This window comes from Paenibacillus darwinianus (genome assembly GCF_000598065.1).
GTDB lineage: Bacteria > Bacillota > Bacilli > Paenibacillales > Paenibacillaceae > Paenibacillus_I > Paenibacillus_I darwinianus.
This window is the reverse complement of record NZ_KK082193.1, coordinates 29280-45730: the sequence shown is the minus strand read 5'-3', so window position 1 is coordinate 45730 and position 16451 is coordinate 29280. Positions and strand designations below refer to the sequence as shown.

The 16451-nt window shown below is 55.5% G+C and carries 14 protein-coding genes; all 14 read left to right on the top strand.

Annotated features, from left to right (window positions below; all coding sequences use genetic code 11):
* Positions 1 to 371, top strand: a 371-nt coding sequence (locus BG52_RS12520; protein ID WP_036583697.1) for an arginase family protein, incomplete at its 5' end; no start/stop codon positions are given.
* Between the two features lie 387 nt (positions 372 to 758).
* Positions 759 to 1529, top strand: coding sequence for an IclR family transcriptional regulator (locus BG52_RS12515; protein ID WP_036583694.1), 771 nt, complete (start codon positions 759 to 761; stop codon positions 1527 to 1529).
* Between the two features lie 39 nt (positions 1530 to 1568).
* Positions 1569 to 2930, top strand: coding sequence for an acyclic terpene utilization AtuA family protein (locus tag BG52_RS12510; RefSeq protein ID WP_036583692.1), 1362 nt, complete (start codon positions 1569 to 1571; stop codon positions 2928 to 2930).
* A 2-nt stretch (positions 2931 to 2932) separates the two neighbouring features.
* A complete protein-coding gene (locus BG52_RS12505) occupies positions 2933 to 3244 on the top strand; it encodes a DUF4387 domain-containing protein (protein WP_036583689.1) in 312 nt (103 codons plus the stop codon).
* Complete coding sequence (locus BG52_RS12500) at positions 3241 to 4140, top strand: ABC transporter permease (RefSeq protein WP_036583687.1); 900 nt, start codon at positions 3241 to 3243, stop codon at positions 4138 to 4140. The genes BG52_RS12505 and BG52_RS12500 overlap by 4 nt, the downstream gene beginning before the upstream one ends.
* A gap of 12 nt (positions 4141 to 4152) precedes the next feature.
* Positions 4153 to 5037 carry a carbohydrate ABC transporter permease gene (locus tag BG52_RS12495; RefSeq protein WP_036583683.1) on the top strand — a complete coding sequence of 295 codons (885 nt, stop codon included), beginning with the start codon at positions 4153 to 4155 and terminating at the stop codon, positions 5035 to 5037.
* 30 nt (positions 5038 to 5067) lie between these two features.
* On the top strand, positions 5068 to 6564 hold the full coding sequence (locus BG52_RS12490) for an extracellular solute-binding protein (protein ID WP_036583681.1): 1497 nt from the start codon (positions 5068 to 5070) through the stop codon (positions 6562 to 6564).
* A gap of 57 nt (positions 6565 to 6621) precedes the next feature.
* Positions 6622 to 7782, top strand: a complete 1161-nt coding sequence (locus BG52_RS12485; RefSeq protein ID WP_036583679.1) for an ADP-ribosylglycohydrolase family protein — start codon at positions 6622 to 6624, stop codon at positions 7780 to 7782.
* Between the two features lie 14 nt (positions 7783 to 7796).
* Complete coding sequence (locus tag BG52_RS12480; RefSeq protein ID WP_036583676.1) at positions 7797 to 9902, top strand: ADP-ribosylglycohydrolase family protein; 2106 nt, start codon at positions 7797 to 7799, stop codon at positions 9900 to 9902.
* A 1-nt stretch (position 9903) separates the two neighbouring features.
* Positions 9904 to 10803, top strand: a complete 900-nt coding sequence (gene rbsK, locus BG52_RS12475) for a ribokinase (protein ID WP_036583673.1) — start codon at positions 9904 to 9906, stop codon at positions 10801 to 10803.
* A gap of 216 nt (positions 10804 to 11019) precedes the next feature.
* The gene (locus BG52_RS12470; protein ID WP_036583670.1) at positions 11020 to 12015 is read left to right on the top strand and encodes a LacI family DNA-binding transcriptional regulator; all 996 of its coding nucleotides are present in this window, start codon (positions 11020 to 11022) and stop codon (positions 12013 to 12015) included.
* 953 nt (positions 12016 to 12968) lie between these two features.
* A complete protein-coding gene (locus BG52_RS12465) occupies positions 12969 to 14045 on the top strand; it encodes a sugar ABC transporter substrate-binding protein (RefSeq protein ID WP_036583667.1) in 1077 nt (358 codons plus the stop codon).
* A gap of 74 nt (positions 14046 to 14119) precedes the next feature.
* Positions 14120 to 15607, top strand: a complete 1488-nt coding sequence (locus BG52_RS12460) for a sugar ABC transporter ATP-binding protein (protein ID WP_036583665.1) — start codon at positions 14120 to 14122, stop codon at positions 15605 to 15607.
* Between the two features lie 24 nt (positions 15608 to 15631).
* A partial coding sequence (locus tag BG52_RS12455) for an ABC transporter permease (protein ID WP_036583662.1) occupies positions 15632 to 16451 on the top strand: 820 nt, incomplete at its 3' end.

Here is a 16451-nt window from a genome sequence, read left to right as displayed (position 1 = left end):
TCGAGCCGGCCGAAAGAGAATGGATCCGGTCGGAGCGCATCGCCTTCTTCTCGATGCACGAGATCGACCGGATGGGCATCGAACGGGTCGTGGAACAGGCGCTGCGGATTGCCGGCGAAGGCACGGACGGCATCCATGTTTGCCTCGACGCCGACGTGCTCGATCCGCTGGAGGCGCCCGGGGTTGGCCTGCAGGTGCCGGGCGGCCTGTCATACCGCGAGGCGCATTTCGCGCTCGAGCTGCTGGCCGAATCGGGCCGCATCACGTCGATGGACGTGACGGAAGTCAATGCGCTGCTGGACGATAACCGGCGCACCGCCAGGCTGGCGGTAGGGCTCGTCACGTCGGTGCTGGGCAAACGCATCATATAGGAGTCTGCCGGAGAGCGCCTCGAACATGAATTAATTTTTGTAGATCTGCGTCAATATCAACAGCCTGACGATCCATCCCATACGGGAATGGATCGTCTTTTTATGGACGCCGGGCATGGGCGTTGTCTTTAGGGTTCAAGTCTCGAATGGCGAAGGCAGTAGTAGCCATTGATAGTCGTTTCGCCGAAGGAGAGCGGGAGTAGTAAATGAGGCGGCTAGATGGAGAGGAAGATAACAATTCCGCATAATGGAATGAATACTCATCTATCGGAAAAAATTGTTTTGAAAGCGCTTGACAGTCCTCACTCTGGCGTGTAAGATGAAATTAAAATTCCAATATACGAAAACTGGTTCCACTATACGGAACAACAGAGGCGGTGGAGATTTTTGCCGGATGACAAGACGAAAGACAATGAATCGCTGCGTACGGTTCAGAGGGCCATCGACATCTTGAATTGTTTTTCTTTCGAGCAAGCCGAACTGTCCCTGACTGAAATCGCCAACAAAATCGACTTGGCCAAATCGACCACAACCAGGCTGCTTGCCACGTTGGAGAACAACGGCTTCGTCCAGAAGAATCCGAACAGCTTGAAATACAAGCTGGGCCACAGGCTCTATTATCTCGGTTCGATCAGCGGCAGGTCGATTAAAGTCAGGCAAGTCGCGAAGCCGATCATGGACGATTTGCGGGACTTTACCAAGGAAACGGTCAATCTTCATGTGCTGGAGCAACATTACCGGGTATGCATTGAGCAGAGCGAAGGCGTGATGTCGATCCGCCACCTGGTCCGCATCGGCGAAAGGCTGCCCTTGTGGGCGGGGGCAGGCGGCAAAGCGATCCTGGCGTATCAGGGCGAAGCGTTCCAGGAGAGCATTCTCCAAACGGTAGATAACGGCCCCAAGCTGCAGAAATTGAGGGCTGAGCTGGCCACGATCGCTTCGGAGCATTTTACCAGCAGTATGGATGAGCGAGAGGTCGGACTCGCGGCCGTCGCATCGCCGATTTTCGATGTGAACGGGGAAGTCAAAGCGTCCTTGTCGGTATCCGGTCCGTCCGTCCGCTTCAGCGAAGAGAGGATCATGCTGCTGAAAGACCATGTCGGAGAAGCGGCCAAGAAGATTTCCATGATGATGGGGCATATGGAAGCCGCGAAGTAAAAGGTGTTCCGTAAGCTCCGGGAGGCTGGTGTCAAAGAGATGGAAGAATTAAAAATTTTAGCTCCTTGCGGGATGCTGGGGTACGGATTTCCGAAGTCGTCATTCGCGAACGGGATGGAATATTGTCCGGACGCCATCGTCGTCGATGCAGGGAGCACCGATGCCGGGCCGCATAAGTTGGGCGCGGATACCGCGATCGTAAGCAAGCAGGCGTGCAAAAAAGATTTGGAAATCATCATTACGGCCGGAGCGGAAGCCGGCATTCCGGTCATTATCGGCTCCGCCGGCGGAAGCGGCTCCAAAGCGCAGGTGGAGTGGACGCGGTCGATTGTACTCGAGATTTTGCGCGAGCATAGGATCGAGGGTCTCAAGCTGGCGACCATATGGGCGGACATACCGCACGAGGTCGTCGAAGCCAAGCTGCAGGAGGGCAAATGCGAGCCGCTCGGCTCAACCGTGAAACCGCTCACATCGGAAAGGCTTCAGGCGACAAATGGTATTGTCGCCCAAATGGGTCACGAGCCGATCATCGCTGCCTTGGAAGAGAAGGCGGACATTATCGTCTGCGGGCGGGCTTACGATCCCTCGCCTTTTGCGGCCGTGGCGATGTTCCACGGATTCGAAACCGCGCTCTCCTATCATTTGGGGAAAATTTTGGAGTGTTCGGCGCTTTCCGCGGAGCCCGGTACGACGAAGGACTGCATGTTGGGGATTCTCCGCAAAGATTCGTTTATTGTGAAAGCGCTTAACGAGTGCCGCAAATGCACGGCCGTTTCCGTGGCCGCCCATACGTTTTACGAGAAAGATCATCCTTACATCCTGCATGGTCCGGGCATGGTGCTGGACTTGGAGCAATGCGTCTTCACCGAACTCGGGGACGGCAGCGTGGAAGTCAAAGGCAGCAGGATATCGCCGACGCCGGTGTATAAGATCAAGCTGGAGGGCGCCATGAAGGTGGCCTATCGCGCCTTCGGGATCGCGGGCGTGCGGGATCCGCTGCTAGTCGGGCGGATTGAAGAGGTGGAGGAACGGGTCCGGCAGCAGGTCATCGAGTATTACGCGGAAATTCCGCCGGAGGCGTACAGCATCAACTTCATCAACTATGGATTGAACGGGGTGATGGGCGAATTGGAACCCGTGCGAAGCCCGGCCCACGAACTGGGCGTCGTGTTCGAAGTCATCGCCGCCACGCAAGAGGTGGCCAGCGCGATCTGCAGTTCGGTGAGATCCACGTTTCTCCATTTCGGATACGAAGGAAGAAAATCCACGGCGGGCAATCTGGCGTTTCCCTTCGCCCCAAGCGATGTCCCGTTCGGCGCCGTTTACGAATTTTCCGTTTATCACTTGATGGAAGTTGCGGACGGGCTGGAGATGTTCCGCAACGAATACGCAGAGGTGTAGACATGAAGCTATATGATGCCGCAGTCGTGCTGCGCAGCAAGAACAGCGGGCCTTTCGAAATCACGGTGGACGCTCTCTTCGACAATCCGGCGACGTACCGGAAGATCAAAGAATCCGGCGTGATCAACAAGCAGAAGGTTTCCGAGCTGTACAACATTGCGCCGGAACTCATCACCCATATCGTCTTCTTCGATCAGGCGCTGGGCTTCAAAATCACGTTCGCCCGCAAGGTGTCTTCCGGCACCTTCCTCGACCGGGACGTATACGGCGCGCAGCAGCACGCGCCGCTTATGGAAATGGAAGTGGATCTATGATGGGATACAAGCTGAAGAAAATCTGGACCGACCGCGTGCTATATCTGATGCTGCTGCCGGCTGCCGTCTTCTTCACCCTCTTTCATTTGCTTCCGATCTACGGCATGAAGTTGGCTTTCTTCGATTATCGTATCATCGGCGAAGACGTTTACGTCGGGATGAAGTACTTCAAGATCCTGTTCAGCACGCCGGTGTTTTCCACCGTGCTGGCCAATACGCTGATCATCAGCGCAATGAAGTTGATTCTGATTTTTCCGATCCCGATTATATTCGCGCTCATGCTGAACGAGTTTCATAACGGCCGTTTCCGCAAGGCGATCCAGGTCGTGTCCTATCTGCCCCACTTCCTCTCCTGGGTCGTCATCGCGGGCATCTGGTTCGAATTCCTGTCGCCTTCGACGGGGGCCGTGAATGAATTGATCAAACTGTTCGGCTTCCCGGCTCGAGACTTTCTCACCGACAAGGACACCATCCGCTGGGTGCTTGTCATCAGCGAAGCGTGGCGCAGCATCGGCTGGGATTCGATCATCTTCTTCGCGGTGATCCTGGGCGTCAGCCCCAGTCTGTACGAAGCGGCTTACGCCGACGGCGCGAACCGCTGGCACATCCTCACCCGCATCGTGCTGCCGCACCTGTATGTGCCGATGGTGACCATTTTCATCCTGAATGTCGGTTTCATCATGAACGCCGGACTGGATCAGGTGCTGAACTTCACCAACGTATCCGTCAACAGCAGAATCGACATTATCGATACGTACGTTTACCGTGTGGGCTTGGTGAACGGCGAGTACTCCTTTGCCACCGCGGCCAACCTGTTCAAAAGCATCATTGGGGTGGTGCTTGTATTGTCCACACATTTCATTTCCAAAAAACTGACGTCCAAGGGCGCATGGTAGGGAGGCGAAGGCATGGCAGCAAAAGGATTTACCGTTTCCAAGCTCATCCTCGGCCTCCTTCTCACCGCGATCACCCTGACGATGTTCGTGCCGATCGTGAATTTGTTCGCCAAAGCGCTCTCGTCGCCCGACAAAGTTTATCTGATGAAAGGCTACGATCTGCTGCCGAAGGGATTTTCCCTGCTCCATTTTAAAGTGGTGCTCAGCAATCCGATCGTCGGCAAGGCATTGCTCAATTCGCTGTTCATCACCGTCACGGGTACGCTCCTCAGCGTCTTTTTCACGACAATCTCGGCTTACGTGCTGACGCGCAAAAACCTGGTCGGCAAAGCGCCGCTGATGGTGTTTCTGATCATCTTCATGATTCTCGAGCCCGGCATCGTGCCGGAGTATATGGTGATGAAAGATTTGCGCCTGCTCGACAGCCTGTGGTCCATGGTGCTCTACCGCACGATCAATGTGTTCTACCTGATCATCATGATGAGGTTCATGGAAGACGTTCCGGACTCGCTCATCGAAGCGGCGAAGATCGACGGAGCGGGCCATATGCGGGTATTTGTCCGGATTGTCCTGCCGCTGGCCAAAGTTCCTCTCCTGACGATCGGGATGTTCTACGCCGTCTCCCGATGGAACGAATTTTTTAAATCAAGCATTTTCCTGTCCGATCCGGACAAAACCGTATTGCAAGTTTTGCTGAGGCAATTCGTCGTCGACAACGACTCGACCGCCTTGCTCAGCGCGGCTACGCTGCTCAGCAACAACGAGGTGGCGCAGCTCGACTTCTCGGCGCTGAAGGCCGCTACTATCGTGATTGCCATGATTCCGATTCTGGTGCTGTACCCCATCATTCTGAAGTATTATACCAGCGGAGTGATGGAAGGCGGCATTAAAGAATAAAAAACATGAGAAACCCAGGGAGGCAGAAACATGAAGAAGTTATGGTTCGTCCTGGTTGCAAGCCTTCTGCTTGTAACCGCTTGCAGCAAAAGCGGCGGCGAAGGAAATGAAGGCGGCGCTTCCGGATCGCCTTCGGCTTCGCAATCGGCGGATAGCCCGGACAATAAAGAACCCGTCACGCTCAAGATTGTCAATAAGGATATGCCGCCGGATGATCCGAATACGATCAAGCTGGTGAAAGCGATCGAAGAGGGCATGGCGAAGCAGGGCACTCCGATCAAGCTGGAAATCGTGCCGGTGCAAGCCGGTACTTATTCGGAAAAGTTGGGACTGCTTCTGCAAGGCGGCAATATTCCGGACCTGATTTACTTCCAGGGAGGCGACTATAATTTTGCCGTGAACCAGAAAATTCTGGAGGACCTGACTCCCTATATCGAGAAATCGACCTACCTCAAAGCATCTCTGTCCGAACTGAATAAAGAAAGAATGAAAAGCTATCCTTACCTGGTGTGGGCGGCGCCGATCCGCGCTCAGGTACCGGTCGTCCGTCAGGATTGGTTCGACAAGACGGCTTCGGGCAAAGCGCTGTTGGAAAACCCGACGGTCGACAACTACTACAACTTCTTCAAAGAGTTGAAACAAGTGAGCGGCGCGAAATACGTATACACCGTGGCAGGCTTGCTGCCGGAAATCGACGTCATGTTCAACCAGGCGTTCGGGTTGACCTCTACCTGGGTCAAAGGCGCCGACGGCAAATACGTATTCGCATCCACGACGCAAGCCGAGAAAGACAAGCTGGATTTTTACGCGAAGCTTTACAAGGAAGGCTTGCTTGATCCCGAATTTCTTACCAAAAAGTGGGACACGAAGGAGAAAGCATTCTACGACGGGGAAGCCGCAATCATAGCCGGCACACAAGGGAAAATCATCGATATTTATAATACGAAAACCGTCGGCCAGAACGGCGAATCGGCGAAGATTATGGTGCTGCCGCCGGCCAAAGGCGCAGCCCAAGGCTACCTGCCGGTCGACGTCAGCAAGGAATCCCGCGGAATGGCGATCGCCAGCACGTCCGAGAACAAAGATCAGGCGTTTGCCGTCCTGGAATACATGGCAAGTCCGGAAGGCCAAATGCTCGATAAGCTGGGCATCCAGGGCGAAGAGTATCAGATCACGAACGGCAAAATCAAGCTGACCGACAAGTTTGCCGCGTGGTTTCCTCACTTCGTGGAAAACTTGGAAAACTTCAAACCCGCACAGGAATTCGATCCTTCAACGCCTTACCTTTCCGAGCCGGCCGTCAAGTCGATGGAAATGTTTACCGGCATGTCCACGAAAGACAATGCGTTCGTCATGCCTGCCGAGCTGGCCGGCAAGTGGGACGCCAGCCTCGCGGTTTACAATGAGTTCGCGGCGAATTACGTCGTCGGAAAGGTGAAATCCGAGGACTTCGCCAAGTTCGTCGAATCCTGGAATGCGGCAGGCGGCAAAGAAGTGGCCGATTATGCGAACACGGTTTTGAAATAAGGAAATCGCAGGTTGTGGGGCGCTCGCGCCCCCGCCTTTTTTGAAAGGATGGTTGGTGTGGTTTCATTCACGGACAGGGTCAAAGGCGTCGTCTACGGCACCGCCTACGGCGATGCGATGGGCGCGGTCGTGGAAAAGTTGACTTACGGTGAAATCAAAGACAAATACGGCAGAATCGAAACGACGGACACGAAATGGTGGAAAGCCGATTTCGCGGAGAGCGACCGGCTGTCCCGGATGAGAGGCCACGGGATCGTCACCGACGATACGCTCATGACTTTAGCGCTGATGAATGTGTATGTGAACGAACGCCGCCATCTTGACGCTTACGACATGGCTTGCGAGTTCGTCAAAGAAATCGCCTTCCGGCCACGGTATATCCCGGAGTTCGGCAGAGAGGCGATGATCCTGGACCGGCTGTTTTATCCGGAAAAGCACATTTTCAACCGCCATGTACTGGCTAATTGCGAGCCCCGCGAAGGGGGTTACGGCAATATGGTCAACTGCGGAGCCGCCATGTACATCGCGCCGGTCGGCGTGGTGAACGCCGGCAACCCCAGAGGCGCATATGACGAAGCCATCCTGTTCGCTTCCGGGCATCAGATCAGCTATGGGCTGGAAGCCGCCGGCGTGATGGCATGCTGCGTGGCGAAGGCGTTCGAGCCGGATGCGACGGTCGAAGACATTGCGGATACGGCGCTGCATTATGCCAAAGACGGAACGAAACGGGCGATTCACGCTCTATGTGAAGCCGCGGTTGCGCTTCGTCTGGACAGAGGGGATCGCGATAAGATCGTCAGCCGGTTCCACGAGGCAATCGCCCCCTATTCGCCGATGGGCGACGATGTGAGCCGCAGCATCGGCAAAGTGGGCATTCCTTCGATCCACTACACGCCGAGCCGCCTTTACTCCATCGAGGAACTGCCGCTCGCGCTGGCCTATATCCTGCTGCACGACGGGGATTTGGCCGAAGCCGTCAAGGACGGCGTCAGCTCCGGACGCGATACGGATTCGATCGGCGTCATGATCGGAGCGGTGCTGGGAGCCAAGCATGGTTTGAACGCGATACCTGCGGATGACATCGGACGGCTGGAAACGGTCAACCGGCAAAATCTCGAAGACCATGCGGCGCGCTTCAGCGAAGCCGCCGCCGAAATCATCAAGCGCGATTTCGAAGCGCACGATATCAGGGCGATTCAATTTCGCTCGATGAACTAAGGAAGGTGCTTGGAATGATTCCGTCAAATTATTTGGAGAAAGTGTACGCCGGTTATTTGGGCATGAATATCGGGATTCGGCTAGGAGCACCGGTAGAACCTACCATATGGACGTATGAGAGAATCCGGAACACCTACGGCGACATCACGGGTTATGTCAAAGAATTTAAAAACTTCGCCGCCGACGACGACGCCAACGGGCCGTATTACTTTTTGCGCGCTCTGTACGACGATGCCAAGGACCGGGACATTACGCCCAACGACGTGGCGAGGGCTTGGCTCAATTATGCGCGTGAAGGCGTGGGCATGTTCTGGTGGGGCGGCTACGGGGTCAGCACGGAGCATACGGCCTATATCAATTTGAAGAAAGGCATTCCAGCTCCGCAGTCCGGCTCCATCGCCCAGAATGGCAAAGTGATCGCGGAGCAGATCGGCGGCCAAATCTTCATCGACACGTGGGGACTGGTGAATCCGTGCAACCCGAAGAAGGCTGCCGATTTCGGCGAGGCTGCCGCCCGGGTGTCCCATGACGGGGAAGGCGTTTGGGGAGCGCGTTTTTTCTGCGCGGCGATCTCCAAAGCGTTCGAAACATCCGATGTTGGCGAAATTATAGAAGCAGGCCTCGCACAAGTGCCGGCAAACTCTTCTTATATGAAAGTCGCACGGGCGGTGCTGGCGTTCCATCAGCAGCATCCTGGCGACTTTCGGGCATGCCGCGATAGGCTGGAAAGAGATTGGGGCTACGACAAGTATCCCGGCGTCTGCCACATGATTCCGAACGCCGGGGTGTGCATTCTCGCGCTTATCTATGGGCAGGGCGATTTCAACCGTACTGTCGAGATCGCCGCCATGTGCGGCTGGGACACGGATTGCAACGCCGGCAACGTCGGCACCGTGCTGGGCGTCGCCTGCGGCATTGACGGCATTGCCGATAAATATCGGAAGCCGATCAACGACAGCATCGTGATGTCAGGCATTTCCGGCTATCTCAACATTCTCGACATTCCCACCTATGCCAAGGAGTTGGCGATTCTAGGCTTCCGGCTCGCCGGCGAGGAATGTCCGCAAGCGTTGCGCGACAGCTTCATCGAAGGGGAAATCTATTTCGATTTCGAATTGCCGGGCTCCACGCACAATATCCGCCTCTCGAATCCCTTCTTCTGCGCCGCCAAACATTCTACGGAAAAGGCATTCAAGGGCGCCGGTTCCCTGGAAGTGCTGTTCGACCGGATGGTTCGCGGGGATCAATGCAAAATCTATTACAAGCCGTTCTATAACCGGGACGAATTCAACGACGAGCGGTATTCCCCTACGTTCGCGCCGAAGGCTTATTCCGGGCAGACGGTATCCATGCAGATTTATCTTGACCAATGGAACGGCAATGAAACCATAGGGATAGCGCCTTACGTGCGCCTTGCCAAAAGCAAGAAGGAACTGGTGCAGGGCTACCGGAAACTCGTTCACAGCGAATGGCTGCTCGTCGAATTCCAAATTCCCGACTCGGAGGGCGAGCTGATCGATGAAGTCGGCATTGTGCTCGAGGGGTATTCTCCGGGCAAATTCAAAAGTCTGGGCCGTGTTTTCATCGATGAATTCAGAATCTACGGCAAAGCGGATTATAGCATCGACTTTGCCAAACAGGCGGTCAACTTCGGCTGCGTAACGCCTTTTGCCCATAACCATGGCGCATGGAGTCTTGCGGATGGCAAGATGTACTTGATGACGCCGGAAGCTTGCGAGGCTTATACGGGGAATTATTTCGCCGCCGATTATACGGTGTCGGTACAGCTGAAACCGCAATCCGGCCGGTCCCATCTCGTCGCGGTCCGGGCACAGGGCGCGCAGCGCGGTTATCACGCGGGATTCGACGGGGAGAATCGCGTGGCGATTTATCTCAACGATTTCGGTTGCCGCAAGCTGGCGGAAGCCGCCTTCCCATGGCAGCTCGACCGGGAGTACGAATTCCGGATAACCGCGCAGGGCGGAACTATTGCATTGTCCATTGACGGGCAGGAGATTCTCCGGGCAGATGACGACACGTTCGGCTACGGCATGTTCGGGGTCAGTACGTTGGATGCGGCAAGAACTTATTTTAGCCATTTCAGATTATCGGAGATTTGACATGAAAATTATCGTAATCGGCAGCGCCAACATGGATTTGGTCATACAAACGGCGCGGATTCCGGAAGCGGGAGAAACCATTCACGGGAACGGCTTTTTCCTGTCGGCCGGGGGCAAAGGCGCCAACCAGGCTGTCGCCTCCGCCAGAATGGGTGCGGAAACTTGGCTGATGGGGAAGGTCGGAGACGACATTTTCGGCCGGTCCATTCGGGATAAACTCGTTCAATTCGGGGTAAGGGGCGAGTATTTGACGGTGGAATCGGGCGTGATGACCGGGGTGGCGGCAATCACGGTCTGCGGCGGCAACAACCGTATCATTCTCGACAGCGGGGCGAACAACCGGGTTACGCCGGCGTATGTCGAAGGTTTCCGTGACGCCATTCAGTCCGCATCCGCCGTCATGCTGCAGCTGGAGATTCCGTTGGAGACCGTATACCGCACGATCGAATTGGCCAAGGGCAAAGTGCCGATTTTCCTCAACCCCGCACCGGCCCTGCCGCTGGACGCCGCCGCCTTGGCCGGGGTGGACTATTTCACGCCCAACGAAATTGAATGCCGGCTGTATACGAATGTCCAAGTGAGCGATGTGGACGACGCCCGGGCTGCCGTGAACGTGTTGAAACAAAAGGGCATTCGTTATCCACTGGTCACGCTGGGGGAGAAGGGCGTCGTGTATCACAATGGCACCGATGTGGTGCATAAGGCAGGACGCAAGGTCCAAGCCGTGGACACGACGGCGGCGGGCGATACGTTCTCCGGCACGCTGGCCGCCATGATCACTGCAGGCAAAACGATGGACGAAGCCGTCGATATGGCCCAGTACGCTTCCTCCATATCCGTCACCCGGCGCGGAGCGCAGGACTCGATTCCTTATTTGTCGGAATTGCCGGAATTAAATTGAACGCATAACAGGCTGACGGCATGATAGGCAGTTCAGCGGATTCGGCATTCACGAGATTCTGTGGAACGGCAAACCGTTCGTTGGAGCTGGAGAAGGCGGCGCCCATATAAGGTTGCTGGAACGCCGTTCCGGTCTTTATAATGGGAAAGAGCCTTAAGCGCCGCCGCTATCGCGGGAGGGGCGTCCGCTCAAATGCCGAAGGAGAAGAGTGTTCGGATGAAACCTACGATCTACGATATAGCCAGACTTGCGGGCGTCTCTACGGCGACCGTGTCGAAGGTGCTTAACAACACCGGAAGAATCAGCGAAAAAACGCGCGAGCGGGTCACCCGAATCATGGACGACCTCAACTATCGGCCCAACATGCTGGCATCGGCCATGAAAGGGAAATCTACCTACCAAATCGCGTTCTTCATTCCGGATATCGATAACCCGATTTACGCCCAGTTCGTGAAGCATATCGAGGTTCGGGGCCAGGAGCTCGGCTATAATGTCGTGCTGTGCAGCACCGACAACGACCCCGTGAAGGAGGAGCGGCACGTGACGCTGCTCAGGCAGCGCCGCGTCGACGGGTTTATTATCGCCTCGAAGTTCAAGAACGAGGAATTGCTGAAGGAGCTGATCCGCGACGATGTGCCGGTTGCGCTGTTCGCGCACGAACGGGCGGATCTGTCGGTCGACAGCATCACGGTGGACGATTATATGGGCGGTTACATGGCGACGGAATATTTGCATCGGCTCGGCCATCGGAGAATCGGCGTCGTTGGCGAGGACTCCATCAGCGCCGTGGAGCGCATTCGCGGCTATAAAAATGCGCACGAAACGGCCGGTATTCCCTTTAAGGAGGACCTGATCGTCATCGGAGGCTCCACCTATCAGGGAGGGGAAGAGGCTGCCGCGCGGCTGCTGGACCGCCCCGACCGGCCGAGCGCGATTTTCGGCTGCAACGACGTGCTGGCCATCGGCGTGCTTCAGGCGGCCAAGGCGCGCGGCATCCCGGTGCCGGACGAGCTGTCGGTCATCGGGTTCGACGATACGCCGCTTTGTGCCCTCGTGACGCCCAAGCTATCATCCGTTTCCATGCCGGTGAGCGAGCTGGGCAAGCATGTGACGGATACGATCATCCGCAAAATCGAGCAGGCCGACGCGCCGAAGCAGCGGATCCGGATGCTCCCCGGGCTCTCGATTCGCGAGTCGACGGCGAAGCTTTGAAAGCCGTTTTTGGAAAGTTTTCAACAAAATTACGAAAGATTCTAAGAGCAGAAATTGTTCATTTTATGTGCCCTTTGGCCACGCCATGCTGAATGACGAAAACCCGACTGTTCCTGCCATATCATACCGGTCGGCATTTGGAAACTCAAAGATAATTCTTTGACCAATCGCGCATTTCTTGGTTGGAAATCCTCCAATCAAACGTCCTCTTTTCGCTGATAGGCCGGTCTATGTTGGATAGCGTCCAACGAAAAACCCGTATTCTCATCTGAACCGTTCTTTCCTGCTTCATTTGGCTGGAGAGAATCCAATATAGCCGCAGAGAAGAAGACGACAACTTGATTTGCGCTGGATGAAATCCAACGGGCACAATGCGCTTTGATGCGCTCGGTAAGGCATCACCGGTAAACCCGCCGGGTAACGGGGCGCCGGAACCGCCCGACAGGCCGAGGCAAACGAAGAGAACCCTGCATCTTTAAAGACGCAGGGTTTCTCGACAAGCTGGAGGGGCACATTAATGTGCCCCTTTGATTTGGTTTAAATTAATAAATAAAATTTCGCTTATTAAAAAGGTACTATACTCGCCGCTTGCCGCATTCTCGTGATTATATCTCATGGGAGGGGTAACCGATTAACCTTAAAATAATGTGCATTCGAGAAAAAAACCGAGATTCAGTGAGATTTATCACTGATTTATCAAAAATACACCCAACAACCGCCATGTAAACGCTTTAAAAAACGCTTGTCAAAACTGTGAACGTCAAATATAATGGTCACATTAGGGTAACCGATTACCCTAAATCGAAGAAAATTGGCTTTACACAAAACAAAGCAACCATCCATCCTAGACCAGTCAGAGCATTGAACGTGAAGGGAGGCCTTCGAATCGCACCAACGTTCAAAAAGGTTTTGAAAGCGTTATCAAAAACATAAACCAGGAGGGTTCAGCAAGCATGAAAAAAAGCAAAGGTTGGGTTTTGGTTTTGATCGTCGGTTTGGTAGCGTCACTGCTGGCAGGCTGCGGAGCGAACAACGGGGGAACGAACAACGGCGGATCGAACGGAGATGCGCAAGCGGCGAATGCGGGATCGAACGCCGGAGCAAACGCTGAAGCGGCTGATGCAAACGCCGGGGCCAACGCAGGCGGAGAGAAAAAAGACAAAATCGTAATCGGCGCCGCCATGCCGATTTTCGACGACAAGTGGCTGTCGTACCTCTACGACTCCATCAAAGCGGTTGATGAAGCCGACGACAGCATCGAGGTCGTCATGGTCGATGCGAAGAACGATTCCGGCAAGCAGCTTTCCCAGATGGAGACGTTCGTGACGCAGAAGGTGGACGCGATCATCCTGATTCCGGTTGAGACGGAAGCGGTCGACCCGATGCTCGACGCGGCCAATGCAGCCAACATCCCGGTCGTCGCGGTCAACCGTATGCCGAACGAATCGGCGCTCGAGAAAGTTTACGCTTACGTAGGCTCCGAGTCGCTCGAAGCCGGAACGATCCAAATGGAGAAGGTGGCCGAGCTGCTCGGCGGCAAAGGCAACATCGCGATCATGAACGGCCAGCTCGGTCAAGAGGCCGTGGTCAAGCGGACGCAGGGCAACAAGGACGTCGTCGCGAAAAATCCGGACATCAAGATCGTCCGCGAAGCGACCGCGAACTGGCAAAGAGCGGAAGGCTTGACGCTGATGGAGAACTGGATCCAATCCGGCGAGAAGATCGACGCGGTCGTTTCCAACAACGATGAAATGGCGATCGGCGCGATCATGGCGCTGGAGGCGGCAGGCAAGCTGGAAAATACGATCGTTGCCGGCATCGACGGCACGATGGATGCGCTGGAATACGTGCGCAAGGGCCAGCTGAAGGTGACGGCGTTTCAGAACGCGATGGGCCAGGGACAGATCGGCGTTGAAACCGCGATCAAAGCGGCGCGCGGCGAGAAGATCGACAACAAAATGATCAACGTGCCGTTCGAGCTGGTCACGCCTGAGAATGTGGAAGAGTACGTCAAGAAGTGGCAGGGCTAATCGTAACGAACGGGGAGGGCCGGGCAGCGATGCCTGGTCTCCCTTTTCCGACAACCATAAAGGGCGGTGATGACATGGATTCCGAATACATCCTGGAGCTGGACGGCGTTACGAAAGAATTTCCGGGTGTAAAGGCGCTCGATAACATTCGTCTTAAGGTCCGCAAGGGAACCGTCCACGCCCTGATGGGCGAGAACGGCGCCGGCAAATCCACCTTGATGAAGATTATTTTCGGCATCTATACGCCGGACAGCGGTACGATCCGCTACAAGGGCGAGAGCGTCAAGCTGAATGGATCCAGGGATGCGATTCGGCTCGGCATTTCGATGATCCATCAGGAATTGAGCCCGATTCCGCATATGACGGTTGCGGAGAATATTTTTCTGGGGCGCGAAGAGACCAAGGGCTTCGGCTGGATCAACCGCAAGAAGATGGACGAGGAAGCCAGACGGCTGTTTCAGGAATTGAACATGAATATCGACCCGCGAGCGAAAATGGTAGATCTGAGCATTGCCAATATGCAAATGGTCGAAATTGCGACGGCCGTATCCCACAACGCGGATTTGATCATCATGGACGAACCGACCTCCGCCATTACCGAAAAAGAAGTCGAGCAGTTGTTCTCCATCATTGCCTCGCTCAAGGCAAAAGGCGTCACGATCATCTACATCTCGCACAAAATGGATGAAATATTCCGCATCAGCGACGATATTACGGTTTTCAGGGACGGACAATACATCGGCACCAAGGCGGCGGCCGATTTGACGCAGGATACGCTTATTCAGATGATGGTCGGCAGGGAAATCAAGCAGGTGTTTCACAAGGAGCCCGCACCCATTGAGGAAGTCGTGCTGTCGGTACGCAACCTGACGAGGAAGGGCGTGTTCGAGGACGTCAGCTTCGAGGTTCGGAAGGGTGAAATACTCGGCATCGCGGGCCTTATGGGTTCCGGACGCACGGAAGTGATCGAGACGATCTTCGGCATCCACCCGGCGGACTCCGGCGAGATTCATATCCGCGGCAAGAAGGTTGCGATCAAATCGCCGCAGGATGCGATCCGCCAGAAGATCGGGCTGCTTACGGAGGACCGCAAAATTACCGGCGCCTTCCTGCCCCTGTCCGTGAAGGACAACATGATTATCTCGAGCATCGACAACTTCATCGGCAAAGGCTACATCAAAGGCAAGCTCGTCAACGATATGTGCAAGGCGTTCGTCGAGCGGCTGAACGTCAAGACGCCCAGCCTGAACCAGCAGATCATGAATTTGAGCGGGGGCAACCAGCAGAAGGTGCTGCTCGGCAGATGGCTGATGAACAACCCCGATATCCTTATTCTCGACGAGCCTACACGCGGCATCGACATCGGCGCCAAGGCGGAAATTCATAAGCTGATGTCCCGGCTGGCCCAGACCGGCAAGGCGATCATCATGGTGTCGTCGGAGCTGCCCGAGGTGCTCGGCATGAGCGACCGGATCGTCGTCATGCACGAAGGCAGGCGCAAAGGCGAGCTGTCGCGGGACAAAGCTTCCCAGGAGAGCATCATGGAGCTGGCTTACAGCTAACCAATCAGAAGCAGGAGGTTTATTATGAGCGCGAAAATCGAAGAAACAACCGGCGGCGGACTCCTGACCGCGTACCGGGGCCGCAAAGGCGTCTTCTCGCAGGTCATGGGCAAATTCGGCATGCTGTTCGTTCTGATCGGCATGATCATTCTGATGTCGTTCCTGTCCGATTCCTTTCTGGTCACCCAGAACCTGATCAATATCGTCAGGCAAATTTCGTTTATCGGCATCGTGGCGATGGGCGTTACGATGGTCATCATCACGACGGGCATCGACCTGTCCTCGGGCTCGGTCATTGCGCTCGTGTCCGTGGTGGTCGCCAGCATGGCGCAGCCGGGCGAATATCCGCTGATCGTGCCGCTCCTGACCGGACTCGCCATAGGCGCGTTCGCCGGCTTCGTCAACGGCTTCATTACGGCGAAGGGCAAAATTCCGGCTTTTATCGCAACCCTCGGCATGATGACCGCCGCGCGCGGACTCGCGCTTCTGTACAGCGGAGGCAGACCGATCGCCAACCTGTCGGAATCGTTTATGTATATCGGCAAAGGCGCGATTCTCGGCATTCCGTTTCCGATCATCATTTTCATTCTGCTCGGCGTCATCTCGCATTTGCTGCTCAGCAAGACGAAATTCGGCAAATACACGTACGCGATCGGCGGCAACGAGCAGGCGGCGAAAATCGCGGGCGTCAACGTCGACCGTTACCGCATCATGATCTATGCCTATGCCGGCTTGCTTGCAGCCATCGCAGGGATGATGCTGACGGCCCGGATCAGCTCCGGCCAGCCGAGCATGGGCGTCATGTACGAGCTCGACGCCATCGCGGCGGCCGTTATCGGCGGCA

Coding starts and splice junctions, on each gene's coding strand:
- BG52_RS12470 (WP_036583670.1), top strand. CDS start 11,020: ATGAAACCTACGATCTACGATATAGCCAGACTTGCGGGCGTCTCTACG.
- BG52_RS12490 (WP_036583681.1), top strand. CDS start 5,068: ATGAAGAAGTTATGGTTCGTCCTGGTTGCAAGCCTTCTGCTTGTAACC.
- BG52_RS12505 (WP_036583689.1), top strand. CDS start 2,933: ATGAAGCTATATGATGCCGCAGTCGTGCTGCGCAGCAAGAACAGCGGG.
- rbsK (WP_036583673.1), top strand. CDS start 9,904: ATGAAAATTATCGTAATCGGCAGCGCCAACATGGATTTGGTCATACAA.
- BG52_RS12510 (WP_036583692.1), top strand. CDS start 1,569: ATGGAAGAATTAAAAATTTTAGCTCCTTGCGGGATGCTGGGGTACGGA.
- BG52_RS12480 (WP_036583676.1), top strand. CDS start 7,797: ATGATTCCGTCAAATTATTTGGAGAAAGTGTACGCCGGTTATTTGGGC.
- BG52_RS12465 (WP_036583667.1), top strand. CDS start 12,969: ATGAAAAAAAGCAAAGGTTGGGTTTTGGTTTTGATCGTCGGTTTGGTA.
- BG52_RS12460 (WP_036583665.1), top strand. CDS start 14,120: ATGGATTCCGAATACATCCTGGAGCTGGACGGCGTTACGAAAGAATTT.
- BG52_RS12495 (WP_036583683.1), top strand. CDS start 4,153: ATGGCAGCAAAAGGATTTACCGTTTCCAAGCTCATCCTCGGCCTCCTT.
- BG52_RS12500 (WP_036583687.1), top strand. CDS start 3,241: ATGATGGGATACAAGCTGAAGAAAATCTGGACCGACCGCGTGCTATAT.